We start from the raw sequence: 18,945 nt of genomic DNA on the forward strand, positions 1-18,945 counted from the left end.
CCTTACTTATTATAATCCTGGGATAGCTTTTGCGTATTTACCCATTACTCGTTCCGTTTCAACGTCTATTTTTTCAATGACTTTATTCGTTGCATCAAGTACTAAGTCTTGCACCATATCAGGATCTTCTGGATCTAACACATCTGGGTTAATCTCAATACTGGTCACTTTCTTTTCGCCGGTCATCGTAATTTTTACTAGGCCATTCCCTGCTTCAGCTTCAAAGACTTGTGCATCTAATGTTTCTTTAGCTGCTGCCATCTCTTTTTGCATTTTTTGAACCTGTTTCATCATTCCTTGCATATTTCCCATTCCACGCATCATCATTATCGTCTCCATTTCTATTTTTAATCTTCTATTATTTGAATATTTTGTTCTCCAAACATTTTTTTTGCTTCACTGATTAGCACATCTTCCTCAACTTGCTCTACCTTATCCTCACCAGCTTCATATGTCCTATCAGTTTGCAAGATAAACTGTTGTCTTAATTCTTGCCAACTATCTTTTGGTATACTAATCAAACTAGGTGTATACTCAATCAATCGATTTAAACCATTATACACTGCTTGCTGAAGTTCTTCATCATTACTTGCCTTTTGGCACAAAATATCATAATCAAACGCTATGACTAATCCTGTTTCACTCGCTGCTACCGGTTCACATGCTTTTAACATAGCTCGCTGTGTAACAGATAACAATTGAAGTAAATCAACCCAAACGTCTCTGACGTTTACCAGGTGTTCTTTTGTTGCATTTTCTAACACTTGGTAGACTCGTTCAGTTGGTACTTTATAAAGAGGCTGTTTTGCTTTAGATGAACTACTTTTAACTTTTTTTTCTTGTTGAATACTTCCTTTTTCTTGTAATAGCTCCAATTTTTTCTCTAATTGTTGAATTTTTTTGATAAGCTCTTGATAATTTTCGCCTTCTATATCAGGCGAAGTAACTGACTGAGTAGACAAATCATCCACCTGTTTTTTTGGTCTTACTGCCATTATTTCTGATAGTTTAATGGTTAATACTTCTAAATAAATGGATGGTTGTGACGTAAACTTCATGTTTTTTTGCATCTCATTCAACTCTTCAATCCATTGATACAACACACGACTATCAATCGCTTCACTCAACGACTTAAATGACTCACTAATAGAAGGCAATTGATTTTCCACTACTCGTGGTGCTTGTTGATACATTAAGATATCTCGGCAATGAATCAACAAATTTTCAACAATCCGGTTACTTTCTTTGCCTTCATTTAGCATGCTATCAACTAACTCTAATGATTTTTGAGTATCAGAGTGAAAACAAGCGAAAAAATAATCATCCATCATTTGACTTGTTAAGCTTCCTGTTACCTCTAAAGCATCTGCCATACTCAATGTTCCATCACTAAATGAAATCAACTGATCTAAAATACTTAACGCATCTCGCATGCCACCTTCTGCAGAGCGAGCGACAATTTTCAACACTTGATCATCAAACGAAATATTTTTTTCTTGCAAAATATAAGCTAAGCGTTGCTCGATATCTCGTGTATTAATCCGTTTAAAATCAAATCGTTGCGTCCTTGAAATAATTGTAGCCGGTATTTTATGCGGTTCAGTTGTTGCTAAAATAAAAATAACATGTTCAGGTGGTTCTTCAAGTGTTTTTAATAAGGCGTTAAATGCTCCTGTTGATAACATATGTACCTCATCAATAATATACACTTTATACGGCACTTGTGTTGGTGCATACTTTACTTTATCTCGTATATCACGAATTTCTTCGACACCATTATTACTTGCAGCATCTATTTCTAATACATCGTTAATTCGACCTTCTGTAATTCCTTTACAATTATCACACTCATTACAAGGTTCACCATTCGTCGAATGTTCACAGTTTATAGCTTTTGCAAAAATTTTAGCGGCACTGGTTTTCCCTGTTCCTCTAGGGCCAGTAAAGAGATAAGCATGTGATACTTTTTGTTGCATAATGGCATGTTTTAACGTTTGTGTGATGATGCCTTGACCAACTAAATCATCGAAAGTTTGTGGTCGCCACTCACGATACAATGCTTGATATGCCACATCAACACTCCTCTCTATTTTCAATCTTCTCTATTATATGTTAAAAGTTCAAAAATTTCTAGCCATGACTCACACAATCAGCTACTATTATAAATCATTCTTTCGCCCGATTGTCGCATATTTTTATCTATGGTAAACTTATCTAAATCGGGTTACAAAAATGAAAGTAGGGATAATAATGGGATTAATAAAAGCTGCAATTAACTCTGTTGGCGGTGGATTAGCCGACCAATGGTTAGAAGTCATTGAACCATATAATTTAAGTGATGACACTGTCATGACAACTGGGGTACCAGTCAGAAAAGATAATAAACGTCAAGGAAATAAAAAAGGTACCGAAGGATTTATTACAGATGGTTCCGTTGTTTATGTTTACCCAAATACTATGATGTTACTAGTTGATGGGGGTAAGATTATCGACTTCACAGCTGAAGAAGGCTATTACACTGTCAACAACGCTAGTGCACCATCTATGTTTACAGGAAACCTAAAAGGAGCCATTGAAGAATCATTTAATCGATTTAAATTTGGTGGTCTACCGCCACAAACACAACAAGTTATTTACATTAATCTACAAGAAATTAAGGGGATTAAGTTTGGTACACCAAGTCCGTTAAATTATTTTGATAATTTCTATAATGCTGAGTTATTTTTACGTGCTCATGGAACCTATTCTGTCAAAGTCGTTGATCCAATTCTATTTTATAAAAATGTCTTACCAAAAAATAAAAACCATGTCACCATCTCAGAAATCAATGACCAATTTTTATCTGAATTTTTATCTGCCTTCCAAACATCCATTAATCAAATGTCTATGATGGGTGAACGGATTTCATACGTTCCATCTAAAGGTATGGAATTAAGTAAATTTATGTCCTCTGCTCTAGATGAAGAATGGACAAATCTTCGCGGAATGGAAATTGTTAGTGTTGGGGTTGCAAGTATTTCTTATACGGATGACTCTCAAGAATTAATTAACATGAGAAATAAAGGTGCCATGCTGTCTGATGCATCAATTCGCGAAGGATTTGTGCAAGGATCCGTTGCACAAGGACTACAGGATGCTGGTAGTAATTCTAATGGTAGCGTTAATGGCTTTATGGGTGTCGGCATGGGAATGAATACGACAGGTGACTATTTAAGCCAAAGCTCTAGAGGAAATCAAGAACAAATACAACAACAAAACAAACAAATACCGGGTGATACTTGGATTTGCCCAAATGACCAGACAGAAAACACTGGCAAATTCTGTTCAGAATGTGGACAATCAAAACCTGCACCACAAACGTCTGGTATTCAAATGAAATGTGCTAACTGTCAAAATGTTGTCACCATCACTAATCAAATGCCAAAATTCTGTCCAGAGTGTGGGGCTCCTTTTCAAGGATTGCCTTTATAAATTTAGAAATGAGGTGATCCAATGTCAGATGTGGTTTCACATAAATGCCCAAATTGCGATGGGCCCTTACTCTTTGACCCTAGCAATCAAACCTTTCATTGTGAATATTGTTTAAGTGTTTTTAATGAAGGGGATTTAGATTCAACAGAACTAAAAGAAGCTGCTGAAAATCTTGACCAAACGAGCCAAGAGAAGTTCAATCTTTATGATTGTCCGTCTTGCGGAGCTGAAATCGTGACCGATGATACGACTGCCGCGACATTTTGCTATTACTGTCATAATCCTGTTGTGTTAAAAGACCGTGTTTCTGGTGAATTTTTACCTAATAATATTTTACCTTTTAAAATTTCCAAAGATGATGCAAAAGAACAATTTTTATCTTGGGCAAAATCCAAAAAATTTATACCAAAAGACTTTTTTGATGAATCCCAAATAGAAAAAATTACCGGCATTTATTTCCCTTATTGGAAAACGGATGCAACCACAAAAGGGCGCGTTGATGCAACAGGAACTAAAATTACTGTCTGGCGCGTTGGCGATACCGAGTACACTCGAACAAGAAAATATAAACTAACGCGTGGAGGAACCATTCATTTTAGAGATTTAATTAAAAATGCCCTTCAAAAAAATACCAAACAACTCATGATTGAATCGGTTCAGCCCTTTCCATTAAATGATGTCACAAATTTTGACTCTAAATATTTATCTGGCTTTCAAGCAGAAAAACGAGATATTGAATTTTCTTCATTAGAACCCTCTCTCATTGGAGAACTTTCTCACTATACTCAGACTATTTTAGAACATGACATGCAAGGATTTACAACTCTATCGACCAATCATCACGAAAGTCACGTATTAAGTCAATCGAATAAATATTTGTTATTACCTGTTTGGGTTGTAACCTATCAGTCTGAGACAAGTGATGAACCATTTTATTATGCGATGAACGGTGTCACTGGAAAAACAAGTGGGAAGTTGCCAATTAATAAACCAAAATTAATCGGGACTTCTGTTGCATTAGGTATTTTAGTGACCACGCTTATCCTAGTTGGGGGGTATTTGCTATTTTAAAAAAATATCACTCACTCATTTTTTTCACTATTATCTTGTTATTTAGTCTATTTAGCTTTTCTATTTGTACAGTAGCAGAAACATCAGAACGAGTATTTGATCAAGCTAATTTATTATCAACTGACGAAAAAAATTCCCTTGAACAAGCTATCAATGAATTCAAAGAAAAAAATCATCAAGATTTTGTTTTTGTCTCAACAGAAAATACTGATGGAAAAACACCGGAAGCATATGCTGATGATTTCTATGATAATAATGATTTTGGACTCGGTGATGATAAAAGTGGCATGCTATTTTTAATTGATATGGAACATCGAAAATTTCATATTTCGACAACAGGAAATATGATAGATATTTTAAATGACAATCGTATCGATCAAATTATAAATAGTAGCACTGAAGATATGAAAGATGATCGCTTTTATGATGCCATTAAATATGCCTTAACTGCTTCAGAAAATTATATTAAAGATGGTCCAGCTGCTAATACACATCGTGTTGCACGAGATAATTCAAAAGCATTCTCAATACTGACAATCATCATTGCCAGTATAGCAGGTATTGGGTCAACTATTGGTTTTTATGTGTATATCTCTAGAAATTATTTGTTAAAAAAAGCGACTTATCATTACCCCTATTATGAAATGAGTTCACTTGATTTAACAGAATCTCATACATCAAAAATATTTGATATTACGACAACTAGACATATTCCAAAACCACCTCCAAGTAATGGGTCCAGTACTCATACCGGAAGTAGCGGAACAAGCCACGGCGGTGGTGGTGGAAGCTTCTAAAAAATTGCTGTAGACAATTTGTTTTTTGTCTATAGCATTTTTTTGAGTTGTAATGATTGCTTTATTTTCAAACAATCGATACCCTTAACTAAAGGAGGAAACTTATGAAATGCTTAATTAAAGAAAGAATGATTCAACATATTCCTGTTTTAGAAGTTGTTCCTGAAACTCATCAATATGATCCACTTCCATGTGTTGTTTTTTATCATGGCTGGCAAACATCAAAAGAATTGGCCTTGACACCTGCTAGAAAAGTAGCTCAGTTAAATCACCGTGTGATTGTTCCGGATGCCATGTTTCATGGAACGAGACGCGTTGAAAATCGATCTGTCATTCCTTCTTTTGCTTTTTGGTCTAGTATCCAACATAACCTTATTGAATTTAATTTAATCAAAGAATATCTTTACAACAAAAAATTTGTTTTAGACAATCAAATTGCTGTTGGTGGCTTTTCAATGGGGGGAATGACGAGTGCCGGACTTCTAACAAAACATCCTGATATTACAGCTGCTGCTATCTTAATGGGTACTCCCAATTATCAAGGTTTTATTGATCGTCTGATTTATTATAGTAAAGAAAAACAACTCACGTTACCTATTGATTTAGAAGATAGTCTCTCTTGGACATCATCCTACGACCTCAATAAACAACCCGAAAAAATAAACAGTCGACCAATCTATTTTTGGCATGGAACAAAAGACGCCAAAATTCCGTATTCTGCTAGCCACGATTTTTATAACTTATACAAACATGAAACTTTTGGTAAACATATGAGATTTGAGACTGGAATAGATGAACCCCATATCTTAACCATCCCTACGATGGAGAACATGGCGAATTTCTTAACGAATCAGTTTCATCATTAGAATTTACTGGTAATCTCCTCAATATTTTTTATCATGACAGAGATGGTTCCATCAGGATTGTTGATGAACTCAACCATATTCGCATCATTAAACACATCGCTTGGAATAGATAGTTCAATTCCATTAGCTAATTTAAATTTTTGTTTACTGTATTTTTTTTCGTATTTCACAATATTTTCTGGAATATCCTCAGTAAATTTTGTTTTTTCAATTATTTCTCGGTATTCTTCTTTTGCTGAAATATTATCTTTAAATACAACATCAGCTACTTTTTGTGTGTCAATAATGCCATCTGATTCAATGCTTTCAAAAATTGCTTGTTGTGCTTGACTCATACTCACGTACTCTTCTTCATTATAGCGTTTAGCAACTTGTTTCACTGCTTTTTTCACAATATTTAACTTTTCACTAACTGTCGGTAGTGGATCAAGTTGCAGCAAACGTTCCGTAAAATAGTAACGCTTTTCCCCTTCAAACATATAACGTTTTTCTATAACTTTAGTAGATAAATCTGCTAAATTAATCATAAAACATTCATCAATTTTTTGTGTGACACCAGGAAAAACAGTTCGATTTAAAATAATGCTATTTTGCATCACATCATCCACATACGTCACATGATGTGTAAATTGAGGTTTATAATTAAATTTAATCACGACCAAATAATGATCTTCTTCTAAATCTTTAGTCTCTAGAAACAAGACATCCCCACTAGGTGCATCCTCACTAATAGCTAATACATCAAACATCTTTTGAGAAATATCTTGTGTTGCTTTTATAAAATCAGTTTCTATTTCTTGCACAAAAGGAACAATAGCATTATCTCCTGATAGAATGCCATGCTTATACTCTCCTTTATCCAATCGATTTAACACTGTTTCCATATATTGACTCACATAAAAATCACGTAAATCAAGTTCTGCTTGTGAACAAATTAATTGTCCAGAATCTTTATCAATAATGTGTAAAATCGCTTTTATTATTTCCATAGTATTCTCCTTTAAACAAGAAAAAGAGAAGGGAATTATTCCTTCTCAATTTTTTTGCTCTCAGTTTTTTTTGTTGTTATACCTTTTTCTTTTTTGATGTCTTCACTCAAATCTAAAATAAGTTGAGCTAAATCATCTTTGATTTGAGGGTGCTTCAAACCATACTCAATACTTGTTTTCATGTAACCAAATTTATCCCCAACGTCATAACGAGTCCCTTTAAAATTATGAGCAAAAACACGTTGCGTTTTATTCAAAGTATCAATAGCATCCGTTAATTGGATTTCTCCACCAGCACCTGGTTTTTGTTGTTCTAACACATGAAAAATTTCTGGTGTTAACAGATAACGGCCAATAATAGCCATATTACTTGGTGCTTTATCAACAGCTGGCTTTTCGACAAAGTTTTTTACATTAAATAAGTTTTTTTCTACTTCACCACCAGGATTAATAATACCATATTTAGATACATCATCTTTTGGTACTTCCATAACCGCAATAGTAGAAGCATGCGTCTCATCATAATCATTGATTAATTGTTTGGTTAATGGAATATCATCTTCCATGATATCATCTCCAAGCATTACAACAAATGGCTCATTGCCAACAAATGATTTTGCCTGTAATACTGCATGACCCAAACCAAGTGGGTGTGATTGCCGAATAAAGTGTAAATTTAATCCAGTTGTCTCTTCAACCAATTCAAGTAATTCTAACTTACCTTTTTCTTTCAAATTAGTTTCAAGCTCTAAATTAGAATCAAAATGATCTTCAATCGGACGTTTTGCTTTTCCTGTAATAATTAAAATATCTTCAATTCCTGAAGCAAGAGCTTCTTCAACAATAAATTGAATAGTAGGTTTATCAACAATTGGTAACATTTCCTTAGCCATCGCTTTGGTTGCAGGTAAAAAACGCGTTCCTAATCCAGCTGCTGGAATGACTGCTTTCTTCACTTTAGACATATGTATTATTCTCCTTTTATAATTCCTGCTCAGATTTATGTTCTCTAAGCATTATATTTTTTACTGTTGTTGGAACGTCAGTATGATTATAAATAACGTCATAAATAGCTTCTGTAATAGGCATTTCTATATGTCTTTCTTGAGCTAATTGATAAGCTGCTTTAGTTGTATAAACACCCTCAACAATCATGCCCATATTATTTAGTACATCATCTAATGAATTACCTTTTCCAAGTAAATACCCAGCTCTAAAATTACGTGAGTGTTCACTCGCACATGTTACTGCTAAATCCCCTACGCCACTTAATCCAATAAATGTCAAAGGATCAGCACCCATTGCAACACCTAAACGGCTAATTTCAGCTAATCCACGAGTCATAATCGCTGCTCTAGCATTATCTCCATAACCTAATCCATGTAAAGCTCCAGAACCAAGTGCGATAATATTTTTTAAAGCCGCACCCATTTCTACTCCAACGACATCACTATTAGTATATACTCTAAAATAGTCATTTGAAAATAAACGTTGAACGTACTCAGCAGCATGCATTGAATGTGATGCTGCTGTAATAGTTGTGACATCTTTTACAGCTACTTCTTCTGCATGGCTAGGACCAGATAATACAACAATCGCTTGTCTATGATTTGGAGAAATTTCCTCTTCAAGTATTTCTGTGATACGCTTATGACTATCCTGTTCTAACCCTTTACTTGCATGAATAATAACCGGTTGATTGTTACATACTTGGTTAAATTGATGTGATACATCACGCATAGCCTTTGTTGGTACAACAAATAACACAGCATCTGCATCTTTCACACATTCCTTTAAATCTGATGTTCCTTTTAACTCACTGGGTAACGTAATTTCTTTCAAATAATGAGCATTAGTATGATGAGTGTTTATTTCATTAATTTGAGTTTCTTTATGTCCCCAAATAATCACATCATGCCCATTTTCAACGAGTACCATCGCTAAAGCAGTACCCCAAGATCCTGCCCCTAAAACAGCAATTTTTTGTTTCATCGAATTAAATTTCTCCTTTTAAAAAAACATTAGTATCTTTATTTTATCATAGGTTACTAAAAGAAGTAAGATGCGAGACGTTTCTCGCCACACATCTTACTTCTTATTTAAGACTATATGATCGATTATAATATGGCAAATTCTTATTTTTACGTCGAATGACAATTAAGATAAGCGCACCAATGAATAATAAAGCTGAAAGAATTTGTGATATTCTTAAACCACCGAAAAACATTAAACTATCTGTTCTCATTCCCTCGATAAAAAAGCGTCCAAATGAATACCATAAAATATACGTCAAGGCAACTTCTCCTCGTTTAAAAAATTGATTTTTTCTTCTTAATAAAATAATCACGATAAATCCAATCAAATTCCACGTGCTTTCATATAAAAAAGTTGGTTGTCTGTATGCACCATCAATGTACATATTCTCAATAATAAAATTAGGCAAATGTAACTTCATTAAAAAAACTTTGGTTGTTATTTCTCCAAATGCTTCATGATTCATAAAATTTCCCCATCGACCAATAGCTTGTGCTAATAAAACGCTCGGAGCTGCGACATCTAAAAACGTCCAAGTATTAATGAAGTGATGACGTGTATAAAGATATAATACTAAGCCACCCGCTATTAATCCACCATAAATAGCAAGTCCACCATTTCGAATAGCAAATATTTCAATTGGATGTTGCGCATAATATTGCCACTCAAATATAACATAGTACAATCTAGCCCCAACAATCGAAATTGGAAGAGCCCAGAGCATCATATCCACGACATCATCTTCTTTAAGTCCTACTCGAACAGCTTCTTTGGTAGCAAGCCATGAAACTAATACAATACCAGACACAATAATAATTGCATACCATTGAATCGCTATACCGAAAATATGAAAAGCTGTCGGATTAATTGTTGCTATCATTTATCAAACTCCTTGCCATTATCTGAATTTTCAGCAATCAATTCTGCTAAATTATTTTCAAATTTTTTCGTTGCATCATATCCCATTGTTTTTGCTCTAAAATTCATTGCTGCAACTTCAATAATTGCCGCAACATTTCGACCAGTAGAAACTGGAATACTAATTTTAGGTACGGGAACATGTGCTAAATCAATTGACTCAGTACCTGAACCTAATCTATCAAATGTATTATCAACACTCCAATCTCTAAGGTGTACAACAAGAGAGATATGAGCATGATTTCTAACGGCACTGGCCCCAAACAAGTTCATTACATCAATAATACCCACTCCACGAATTTCCATCAAATGTTCTAAAATTTTAGGAGATTCTCCAATAACAGTTCGTTCATCTTGACGATAAATATCCACACGATCATCTGCAATTAAACGATGCCCTTTTTTAATTAATTCTAGACCTGTTTCACTTTTACCAATACCACTGCTACCTTGAATTAATACACCTAAACCATATACTTCTACTAATACACCATGAATAGAAACCCGTTCGGCTAGTTGACTTTCCAAAAAGTTTGAAATCATACCAGATAAACGAGAAGTAGAAATAGTAGATTGTATAATCGGTATTGCTTGTTTGTTTGCCGCCTTAACCAATTCTTGTGGCACGGATAATCCTCTAGCTACAACAAAACAAGGGGTATCATCATTACATAATTTTTTAAAAATAATTGTTTTTTCAGCTACTGTCATCTTTTCAATAAACGTAATTTCTTTCATACCTAATAATTGTATTCTATCATATGGGTAATAATTAAAATAACCAGTCAATTCCAATCCTGGTCGTGAAATTTCGCTGGAAGAAACAGTGCGATTTAAAAAATCATCACCTGAATAGACATCCAGATGTAGTTGATTAACAATATCTTTGATTTGAACCATTTTTTCACTTCCTTACTTTAAGTACTCATCTTGTCTATTTTAACACTTAATTTGCTAAGTGACTATCTTTTGATACCGTTTTACTTTTCACTCGATTTATTTTTTTTGATTATAAATGATTCTTCTTCAATTTTTATTTTAGCTGCCAATAAAATTTTAGATACTGCTTCATTAATAATAAAACCAATGGCTATTGCCCCGCCTACTAAACACGCTTGAAAGCCATAATGGAGAGCGACTTCATAATGTTTTTCTGTCAAATTATTAAAGGTCTTAAATAACAGTCCACCTGGTACAATCGGCATAATTCCTGGCATATTAAATACTAGACTGGATACATTTTTCCACTTACTTAGTATGTGAGAAAAAAATACTAAAGCAAGCAATGCTATTAAAGAAGACAAGGCTTCACTAAAAGACAATTTTGTACATACATAATATACAAACCATGTAAACATCCCTGATAACCCACATAGCAAAGTATAATTTTTCTCAATGTTATAAAGAACAGCAATGGCACAACCAGCAATAAAACTAAAAAATAATTTTATAATCATCGAATCACCCCTTATAAAGCACTAGAAAAAATGATAGCAACGGGTAGTCCTAGCATTAAGGCTGTACTAAAAGCATCCATAGTTTGAATCATTCCCGTCAAATAATTACCGTCCATCATTGCCCTAATAGCATTAACAAATGTCGTACCAGGTAACAATGGCATAATGCAACTAAATAAAATAGAATATGGTTCACTCACCACATGTACTTTAACTAGACATACAATAAAAAAGCAAATAATAGTTGAATAAGACAGAATAGAAAAGATATTTATTCTGGTTGTTTCTTTTATTTTTAAATACGACCAATATCCAATAATTCCTAGAAAAAACGTTGTAAAAAAACTCCAGTTTAAGCCGTTCATAATGACATTCATCCCACCACAGACAAGCGCTGCACTAATAATTCGTGTTTTTTCAGGAAAAGAATAGTTTTTTTGATTAATGACTCTTAACTCATTTAAAAAGCTCTGAGTATCCATTTTATTAGCTAAAAAGTCATCCAATACTCGTTCAACTCGCAGTATTTTTTCAAAATTATATCCTGATTTCTCTACTGGAATCATCTTAACTGTATTATCATGTCGATTTATAATGACAAAGCTCGTTTCTGCATTAAAGGTTGATAACTCATTATTTTCTATATTTAAATGACTAATAATTTTATGTATATTAGCATTAATCATATCACTTGTCGCATTACTTTCTTGTAAAATCTTTCCATATAACAAACATACTTGTACAATATCATCAAAACTAGGTTGAGAATTCATTTGCATTTCCTTCTTTCATACAATGTCATCTCATTTACTATAACGAAAAAAAATTCCTATTATACAGATATAATAGGAATAAAACATGATTTTTTATTTAATTCGTTTTAATGCGTGATGTTTAGACAAAAAGAAAGGACGATAATAGGCCACAGTATCTGTCATAGGTAAGATATCTTCACTTAATTTTATATTCAGTTGATTTTCAATAAATTTTCTACGGATCATAAATGTTTCATACAGATCAACATAATGTTTTTTTATATCGTGTTGTAAGGTGCTATCTGCTAAAACAATACCACTTTCACAACTTGCTCCTGCATAACCTGCCATCGAGGGTATAATGTCTGTTTGAAACATCATCCCACTTTTTAATACGATATCAGATGTTGGATAGATTGGTGAAGATAACCATTCTTCATCAGCAAATAAATGTCCAGGATTTAAATGCCATCCATACGTTTTTTGTGGCAAAATGTCTTCTATGATACTGTACATCTCATGCCCAGTCATACCAATTTTTATTGTTTCAAGCCATGTGGCAATAGCATTGAAATACGGTTTTGCTAAGACATCTAAATAATCTTCTACTCCTGTTGGTAACTGTTTAGCGGTCGAAACAGCATAGCCTGCACGAGAAGTGAGTCCGCCTTTATATCCTACAGTCATAGATACTGGATCTCCCAAAGTCACTTTTTTATTAGTTGGGTACATATTGGCTTTTTCAAAACGTTCACCGGTTGCAGCAATTGTTACCACACTTCTTGGTTGTCCAAGCTCTTGCATCACGTCCCCAATCTCCATTTCTGAGATACCAACATCAAATGTTTGCAAACCCTTTGACATGCTTTGGCTAGATAGCTGAGCCCAAAATTCATAGTGAGCAATCTCATTACTGTTATTTGTAACTCTTGCTCCATTGTCACTACTAATAAATAATCCCGTTTGATTGGATAGATTTTTTTCATCTACTACTTCTTTTAAACCTTGTATTAAAAAGTTAGGTAAATCAAATAGTTTGTTATTATCACAATAGTGACTAGTGAATAACTTCCAACCTACTACACCAACTTGCATGTTATTTGACAATCCAGCTTCTTTAAAATAATTTGTAATTGGATTGTCATTATCCATTGGTTGATTTGCTAAAGATAAATAAGGCATGTGAATACCCTTAGCTTTAATACGTGATTTAGAAACTTTATTTAAGTTTTCATTTCCTAATATTAAATAGGCCTCTTTTGTTTTATGTAACACTAACATACCTTCTTCAAAACGTGTCACAAATCCTGTCAAATATTCAAAATTTCCACCATGTTCCAAGTCACAATAAACAACAATAGCATCTAAGTTTTTATCTGACATTCTTTTAATTACTTTATCCAAGCGTTCTCCTATCGTATCATCTGTTAACGGTACAGGTTGAAGCTCTCTATCAACTACTAATTCCTCTACTATATCTAAATCTATATTCATCAATATAATAAACCTCCTATTTTTATTTATCTATTCAATATCATAACATAAGTTAATAACTACTATCATTATAGGATAATGATAGATTAACAAAATTTAGCGATTTATTTATGACAATATTTTGATTTTAAACGTTACAACCAATGCTCATTGAGCTACTATTAGGTTTATTAATTGATAAACTTACTTTCATATCTCTACTTGAATTCAAACAAAAAAGAACCCTATTTTCATAGAGTTCTTTGTTAGTTAATAATGACTTATTAACGACGGATTTCTTTAATTCTTGCTGCTTTACCATGTAATGCACGGATATAATAAAGTTTCGCACGGCGAACTTTACCATAACGGATTACTTCGATTTGAGCAACACGTGGTGTATGAATTGGGAAAGTACGTTCCACACCAACACCATTAGAAATTTTACGTACAGTGTAAGTTTCGCTAATTCCAGCTCCACGGCGTTTGATTACAACACCTTCAAATAACTGGATACGTTCACGAGTACCCTCAACAACTTTAGCATGTACACGTACAGTGTCACCAGGTCTAAAAGCTGGGATATCAGAGCGCAATTGTTCTTTTGTAATTTCTTCTATTAATGGATTCATGTCCACATTCTCCTTATTCTAAACATTCATATGAGTCTTACACAGCGGAATGTTGTGATAGATGAGCCATTTGACTCACTAAATAATAATAGCATAATTACTCTTTTCAGTAAAGAGGCTAAATACTTTTTTCTTCCTTTTTCACTTCTTCTAGTAATCTTTCCATCTCTTTTGTTAACTCAATCGATTCTAACATATCAGGTCGTCTTAAGTAGGTTCTTCTAAGCGATTCTTTTAACTGCCATTCTTCAATTAATTTATGATTTCCATTGGTTAATACGTGAGGAACTTCCATTCCTTCATAATTAGCCGGACGTGTGTATTGTGGATGCTCCAAAAGACCTGTTGAATGAGAATCGGTTTTGGCTGACTGATCATTACCCAAAACTTCTGGTAATAACCTCACTGTTGCATCAATCATCACCATTGCGCCAAGCTCTCCACCTGTTAACACATAATCACCAAGTGACACTTCATCGGTTACTAAAGAACGAATTCTTTCATCATAGCCTTCATAATGACCACAAATAAAAACCAAGTGTTCCTCTTTAGAAAATTCTTCCGCCATCTCTTGATTAAATCGTTTGCCTGCTGGATCAAGTAAAATCACACGAGGTTTAGTTTTTGCGTCTTCTTCAATGAAAGTAAGTGCATCATGGATAGGTTGAACTTTCAACAACATTCCTGCTCCCCCACCATACGGGTAATCATCTACTTGTTGGTGTTTATTTGTCGAAAACTCTCTAAAGTTTCTTACATGAACATCCAGCAACTCTTTAGTGATGGCTTTTCCTAAAATAGATTCAGTTAGCGGACCTTCAAACATTTTTGGAAAAAGAGTTAAAACATCAATTCTCATCGTCAATCAACCCTTCTGGAATATCAACAGTCACTTTCTTCGCATCCACATTTACATTTAAAATAACTGATTCAATATAGGGTAACAAGATATCCTTTTTCCCATGTTCTTTATGTTTGACTACCCACACATCATTGGCTCCTGGAGATAATATTTCTTTTATGGTTCCTAATAGTTCTCCTGTTTCATCTACTACTTCACACCCAATAATTTCATGATAATAAAAAGCATTTTCCTCTAATTGACCGATTTCGTCTTTTTTAACTTTTAAAATGCCGTTACGATACTTCTCAACGTCATTAATATTCGGATGACCCTCAAAACTAACAATATCAAAATTTTTATGTTTTCTGTGAGATTTTATCATTAACTCAACCATGTCTTTTCCATCTTGAAATAGGTACAATATATTCCCTTTTTTATAGCGTTTTTCTGGAAAATCTGTTTGAGAAATTACTCTGACTTCCCCTTTAATTCCTTGTGTATTAACAATTTTTCCAACATTTAAATACTCTGTCACCTTTATTCCCTCATTTCACATATTCATTTTATTATTGTAACATTTTGCTTAAGCCAAAGCGAAACATTTTAAAAAGCATTGGCTAAAAAACTAACCAATGCTCTCTAATCATTTCTATTTATCTAACACTTTGATTGATTCAATCGAATCTCCAGGCACTTGTGGTGGTATTGAAAAAGTTAGAGCTGGTGTTGGGGTCAAAGTGAACTCGATTATTGCCCCATATCTCACTTTATCTTTGTTTTTAGTTTTATCATATAGTTTTTTATCCACATTTAACACTACGCCATTAGAATCAAGAACATCATGAATAGCGTCAGGGTCACATACTACATCAACCGACTCAAATGATAAAATAACCGTATCTTTTTCAATAATCGGATCCATTGTTAACCTTCCTTCAAAGATGGGACGGCTTTTTTGGTTAGATTCCCTAACAGCTGAAGTTGATGAAGAAATTTCACCAGTTCTTTTAGTAGTTTGTCCTGCACTTGCTGTAGTATTCACTCCAGATGAGCAACCAGAGATAACAAATACACTACTAATCAACATACTACTTAAGATTATTTTTTTCATTTTACCCCCCATAACAAACTGATGTCTACAACACAATTTTATATTACATAGTAAATATATCTTTTTTAGTAATAAAGTGTGAAATTTGTGTTAATTTACTTTTTTAATAACTTATGAATGACTTTTCGAATAAGATAAAAAATCGGTACTGACACGCTCATTAATGGTAAATACACAAAAGCTAACTGACTGTTATATATGCTTACCAGTGAGAAAATGTTATCAAAAAATGTAAAAATGAATAAAAACAATACGATTAAAACACTTAAAAGTTCTATAATCTTTTTCGTCAAAGGCTTAGCTATTTCCCTAAGAACAATGAAACCAATAAATCCTGTCAATAAGACTGTTACGGTTGATTTTTGTTCATAAGACCACCCTAATATATTTCCTAACACCTCAATCAATAAAGTCATAATGACGACTGTTAACCCACTAGCTAGTGGTGGTTCAAATACATTTTTCAAAAAAGTTCCCTTGATCGGCTGCGTATTTGGTCTAAGTGCTAAAAAGAAAGAGGGTATGCCCACTGTTAAAGCATTAATTGGACTTAATTGAATAGGTTGAAAAGGATATGCTGAACTGACAAAAATATAAATTGCTGCTAAAAACAATGAATAAACTGTTTTAGTCAAGTACAGAGAAGACACTCGTTGAATATTGTTAATAACTTGTCTTCCCTCTAATACAACATCTATCATGGAATCAAAATTAGAATCTAATAAAACGAAATCAGCAATCCCCTTTGCAGCGTCACTCCCATTTGCCATAACGATGCTACAATCAGCTTGTTTTAATGCTAAAATATCATTCACTCCGTCTCCTGTCATCCCGACAACATGATTTTCTTCCTGAAGTGCTATGACTAGCTTTTTCTTTTGTTCTGGTGAAACTCGCCCAAAAATACGGTGTGTCTTCACAATTTCCGGAATTTTCTCATCTGGTACTTTACTCATATCAATTGATTCTTCATCATGCGATACGCCAGATCGTTTAGCTATCTGTGAGACCGTTTCTGGATGGTCTCCAGATATAATACATATATCCACTTTCTCCTGCTTAAAATAATCAAGCGTCTGAGGTGCTTCTGGTCTAATTTCATCTTCAAGGTAAATAAATCCTAATAATTCTAATTGATCTGGTAATACCTGGGATATCTCAATATCATTACTTTTAGCCACCGCAATAATTCGTAATCCTTTTTCAAAAGCCAATCCCATTTTTTTAGTTTGATCTTCAGAAAAGCCTTCAAATAAATACTCAGGGGCTCCCATAAAATACGTACCGTTTTCTTGAAATGTAATAGCACTCCATTTTCTCGCTGAAGAGAAAGGTATCTGTTTGACCGGCTTAAGTAAATTTTCGTCGCTTTGATTAAAATAGTTCATTAAAGCTAGTCCAGTCGCATTATCTTCATTCAACCCTTTAATCATTGAACCAACTAAAATAGAAAAGGTTTCATCTGTCAAATGAGTTGTGTCCACTGTATCATATTCTACAACTTTTAGTTGTCCGCTTGTTAACGTTCCTGTTTTATCTAAACAAAGAACGTCTACTCTAGCCAATGTTTCTATAGCACCCATTGTTTGTACCAACACTTGCCTACGACTTAATTTGATAACACCAACAGCTAGTGCAACAGTTGTTAATAAAATAAGGCCTTCTGGAATCATCCCCATAATGGCTGCTGTACTGCCTAAAATCGCTTCATTCAACTGAGTTCCACTTGTTAAACTGGTTATCATTAAAATAGCACCGATTGGTATGATTACCATGGTAAGCAAACGGATTAGACGATTCATCAACAGAATTAATTCACTATAAATGCCTTTAGTTTGCTTGGCTTCCATACTAAGTTTGTAGTTATAACTATCTTCTCCAACGTGCGTTGCTTGCATCACCCCACTACCACTGACAATATAACTTCCTGAATAAACAGAAGACCCAATAGTTTTTATGATAGGATCAGATTCACCAGTTAATTGAGACTCATCACATTCCATTCCTTCAGTATCTAAAATAGTTCCATCTACAACAATTTGCTGTCCACGTTTAACTATGATTAAATCATCTTTGACAACCTCATTTTGTGGAATATCAAATGTTTGATGATTTCTTATTACCATTACTTTTGATTCACTAAGTAAGCTTAACCGATCAATATTATTTTTCGCTTTGATTTCTTGATAAACGCCGACTAAAGTATTGGATACAATCACACCCAAAAACAGTAAATTTTTATAACTTCCAGTATAGATAATAAAACCAGCTATGACTAAATTAATAAAATTAAATAATGTAAAACTATTCTCAAATAGAATCTGTTTAAATGAACGTGTTGTCTTAGGGATTGCTTGATTTACTTCTCCTCTAGCTATTCTATTTAACACTTCTTCATCTGTCAGTCCTGGATAGGATTTTCTTTTTGACATATCATCCCACTCCTAACACTTGTTATACAATAAGAATACCATTTATTAAAAAAACTGTCTGCTTGAGACACTAAATTTTTCACTATTTAGATATA

19 protein-coding genes are annotated in these 18,945 nt (G+C 33.6%); 4 read left to right on the forward strand and 15 right to left on the reverse strand.

Annotated elements, in window-relative coordinates; genetic code table 11:
- Positions 1-9: 9 nt before the first annotated feature.
- Both MN581_RS02670 and dnaX read right to left on the reverse strand, forming a co-directional pair.
- The gene (locus tag MN581_RS02670; protein WP_241699143.1) at positions 10-324 is read right to left on the reverse strand and encodes a YbaB/EbfC family nucleoid-associated protein; all 315 of its coding nucleotides are present in this window, start codon (positions 322-324) and stop codon (positions 10-12) included.
- A gap of 23 nt (positions 325-347) precedes the next feature.
- The gene (gene dnaX / locus MN581_RS02675) at positions 348-2,072 is read right to left on the reverse strand and encodes a DNA polymerase III subunit gamma/tau (RefSeq protein WP_241699144.1); all 1,725 of its coding nucleotides are present in this window, start codon (positions 2,070-2,072) and stop codon (positions 348-350) included.
- Positions 2,073-2,250: 178 nt separating this feature from the next.
- Here dnaX and MN581_RS02680 point away from each other — a divergent pair, with 178 nt between their 5' ends.
- The 4 genes from MN581_RS02680 (at position 2,251) to MN581_RS02695 (ending at position 6,205) form a co-directional block, all read left to right on the forward strand.
- Positions 2,251-3,471: an SPFH domain-containing protein gene (locus tag MN581_RS02680; RefSeq protein WP_241699145.1), complete on the forward strand. Its 1,221-nt coding sequence runs from the start codon at positions 2,251-2,253 to the stop codon at positions 3,469-3,471.
- A 21-nt stretch (positions 3,472-3,492) separates the two neighbouring features.
- Complete coding sequence (locus MN581_RS02685) at positions 3,493-4,542, forward strand: TFIIB-type zinc ribbon-containing protein (protein WP_241699146.1); 1,050 nt, start codon at positions 3,493-3,495, stop codon at positions 4,540-4,542.
- A gap of 35 nt (positions 4,543-4,577) precedes the next feature.
- The gene (locus MN581_RS02690; protein ID WP_241699147.1) at positions 4,578-5,339 is read left to right on the forward strand and encodes a TPM domain-containing protein; all 762 of its coding nucleotides are present in this window, start codon (positions 4,578-4,580) and stop codon (positions 5,337-5,339) included.
- A gap of 104 nt (positions 5,340-5,443) precedes the next feature.
- Entirely contained in the window at positions 5,444-6,205 is a 762-nt protein-coding gene (locus MN581_RS02695) for an alpha/beta fold hydrolase (protein WP_241699148.1), read from the forward strand.
- Here MN581_RS02695 and MN581_RS02700 read toward each other — a convergent pair.
- From MN581_RS02700 to MN581_RS02760, 13 genes are all read right to left on the reverse strand, one after another.
- Positions 6,202-7,194 (reverse strand): nucleoid-associated protein, encoded by a 993-nt coding sequence (locus tag MN581_RS02700; protein ID WP_117972983.1) that lies wholly within the window; start codon positions 7,192-7,194, stop codon positions 6,202-6,204. The two genes, MN581_RS02695 and MN581_RS02700, sit on opposite strands and share 4 nt — an antisense overlap.
- A gap of 35 nt (positions 7,195-7,229) precedes the next feature.
- Positions 7,230-8,159, reverse strand: a complete 930-nt coding sequence (gene galU / locus MN581_RS02705) for a UTP--glucose-1-phosphate uridylyltransferase GalU (RefSeq protein WP_117972984.1) — start codon at positions 8,157-8,159, stop codon at positions 7,230-7,232.
- Positions 8,160-8,175: 16 nt separating this feature from the next.
- Positions 8,176-9,186: an NAD(P)H-dependent glycerol-3-phosphate dehydrogenase gene (locus MN581_RS02710; RefSeq protein ID WP_117972985.1), complete on the reverse strand. Its 1,011-nt coding sequence runs from the start codon at positions 9,184-9,186 to the stop codon at positions 8,176-8,178.
- A gap of 103 nt (positions 9,187-9,289) precedes the next feature.
- Entirely contained in the window at positions 9,290-10,108 is an 819-nt protein-coding gene (gene lgt, locus MN581_RS02715; protein ID WP_117972986.1) for a prolipoprotein diacylglyceryl transferase, read from the reverse strand.
- Positions 10,105-11,046 carry an HPr(Ser) kinase/phosphatase gene (gene hprK / locus MN581_RS02720; RefSeq protein WP_117972987.1) on the reverse strand — a complete coding sequence of 314 codons (942 nt, stop codon included), beginning with the start codon at positions 11,044-11,046 and terminating at the stop codon, positions 10,105-10,107. Before hprK ends, lgt begins: the two co-directional genes overlap by 4 nt.
- Before the next feature lie 80 nt (positions 11,047-11,126).
- Complete coding sequence (locus MN581_RS02725; RefSeq protein ID WP_117972988.1) at positions 11,127-11,603, reverse strand: threonine/serine exporter family protein; 477 nt, start codon at positions 11,601-11,603, stop codon at positions 11,127-11,129.
- 11 nt (positions 11,604-11,614) lie between these two features.
- Entirely contained in the window at positions 11,615-12,376 is a 762-nt protein-coding gene (locus tag MN581_RS02730) for a threonine/serine exporter family protein (protein WP_241699149.1), read from the reverse strand.
- Positions 12,377-12,469: 93 nt separating this feature from the next.
- Positions 12,470-13,852, reverse strand: coding sequence for an aminopeptidase P family protein (locus tag MN581_RS02735; RefSeq protein WP_241699222.1), 1,383 nt, complete (start codon positions 13,850-13,852; stop codon positions 12,470-12,472).
- A gap of 263 nt (positions 13,853-14,115) precedes the next feature.
- Positions 14,116-14,463: a 50S ribosomal protein L19 gene (gene rplS / locus MN581_RS02740; RefSeq protein WP_079347943.1), complete on the reverse strand. Its 348-nt coding sequence runs from the start codon at positions 14,461-14,463 to the stop codon at positions 14,116-14,118.
- Between the two features lie 118 nt (positions 14,464-14,581).
- Positions 14,582-15,322 (reverse strand): tRNA (guanosine(37)-N1)-methyltransferase TrmD, encoded by a 741-nt coding sequence (gene trmD / locus MN581_RS02745; protein WP_117972992.1) that lies wholly within the window; start codon positions 15,320-15,322, stop codon positions 14,582-14,584.
- Entirely contained in the window at positions 15,312-15,842 is a 531-nt protein-coding gene (gene rimM / locus MN581_RS02750; protein ID WP_117972993.1) for a ribosome maturation factor RimM, read from the reverse strand. Before rimM ends, trmD begins: the two co-directional genes overlap by 11 nt.
- Before the next feature lie 114 nt (positions 15,843-15,956).
- The gene (locus tag MN581_RS02755; protein WP_117972994.1) at positions 15,957-16,418 is read right to left on the reverse strand and encodes a hypothetical protein; all 462 of its coding nucleotides are present in this window, start codon (positions 16,416-16,418) and stop codon (positions 15,957-15,959) included.
- 95 nt (positions 16,419-16,513) lie between these two features.
- Complete coding sequence (locus MN581_RS02760; protein ID WP_117972995.1) at positions 16,514-18,850, reverse strand: HAD-IC family P-type ATPase; 2,337 nt, start codon at positions 18,848-18,850, stop codon at positions 16,514-16,516.
- Between the last annotated feature and the right edge of the window lie 95 nt (positions 18,851-18,945).

Source organism: Vagococcus sp. CY53-2, from assembly GCF_022604695.1.
In the GTDB taxonomy this organism is placed as follows: Bacteria; Bacillota; Bacilli; order Lactobacillales; family Vagococcaceae; genus Vagococcus.

What these genes read in the sequence shown, in the direction of transcription:
- MN581_RS02730 (WP_241699149.1), bottom strand. Translation starts at nt 12,376, where the DNA reads ATGAATTCTCAACCTAGTTTTGATGATATTGTACAAGTATGTTTGTTA.
- lgt (WP_117972986.1), bottom strand. Translation starts at nt 10,108, where the DNA reads ATGATAGCAACAATTAATCCGACAGCTTTTCATATTTTCGGTATAGCG.
- MN581_RS02755 (WP_117972994.1), bottom strand. Translation starts at nt 16,418, where the DNA reads ATGAAAAAAATAATCTTAAGTAGTATGTTGATTAGTAGTGTATTTGTT.
- MN581_RS02685 (WP_241699146.1), top strand. Translation starts at nt 3,493, where the DNA reads ATGTCAGATGTGGTTTCACATAAATGCCCAAATTGCGATGGGCCCTTA.
- MN581_RS02680 (WP_241699145.1), top strand. Translation starts at nt 2,251, where the DNA reads ATGGGATTAATAAAAGCTGCAATTAACTCTGTTGGCGGTGGATTAGCC.
- MN581_RS02670 (WP_241699143.1), bottom strand. Translation starts at nt 324, where the DNA reads ATGATGCGTGGAATGGGAAATATGCAAGGAATGATGAAACAGGTTCAA.
- trmD (WP_117972992.1), bottom strand. Translation starts at nt 15,322, where the DNA reads ATGAGAATTGATGTTTTAACTCTTTTTCCAAAAATGTTTGAAGGTCCG.
- MN581_RS02710 (WP_117972985.1), bottom strand. Translation starts at nt 9,186, where the DNA reads ATGAAACAAAAAATTGCTGTTTTAGGGGCAGGATCTTGGGGTACTGCT.
- MN581_RS02695 (WP_241699148.1), top strand. Translation starts at nt 5,444, where the DNA reads ATGAAATGCTTAATTAAAGAAAGAATGATTCAACATATTCCTGTTTTA.
- MN581_RS02700 (WP_117972983.1), bottom strand. Translation starts at nt 7,194, where the DNA reads ATGGAAATAATAAAAGCGATTTTACACATTATTGATAAAGATTCTGGA.
- MN581_RS02725 (WP_117972988.1), bottom strand. Translation starts at nt 11,603, where the DNA reads ATGATTATAAAATTATTTTTTAGTTTTATTGCTGGTTGTGCCATTGCT.
- hprK (WP_117972987.1), bottom strand. Translation starts at nt 11,046, where the DNA reads ATGGTTCAAATCAAAGATATTGTTAATCAACTACATCTGGATGTCTAT.
- galU (WP_117972984.1), bottom strand. Translation starts at nt 8,159, where the DNA reads ATGTCTAAAGTGAAGAAAGCAGTCATTCCAGCAGCTGGATTAGGAACG.
- MN581_RS02760 (WP_117972995.1), bottom strand. Translation starts at nt 18,850, where the DNA reads ATGTCAAAAAGAAAATCCTATCCAGGACTGACAGATGAAGAAGTGTTA.
- MN581_RS02735 (WP_241699222.1), bottom strand. Translation starts at nt 13,852, where the DNA reads ATGAATATAGATTTAGATATAGTAGAGGAATTAGTAGTTGATAGAGAG.
- rplS (WP_079347943.1), bottom strand. Translation starts at nt 14,463, where the DNA reads ATGAATCCATTAATAGAAGAAATTACAAAAGAACAATTGCGCTCTGAT.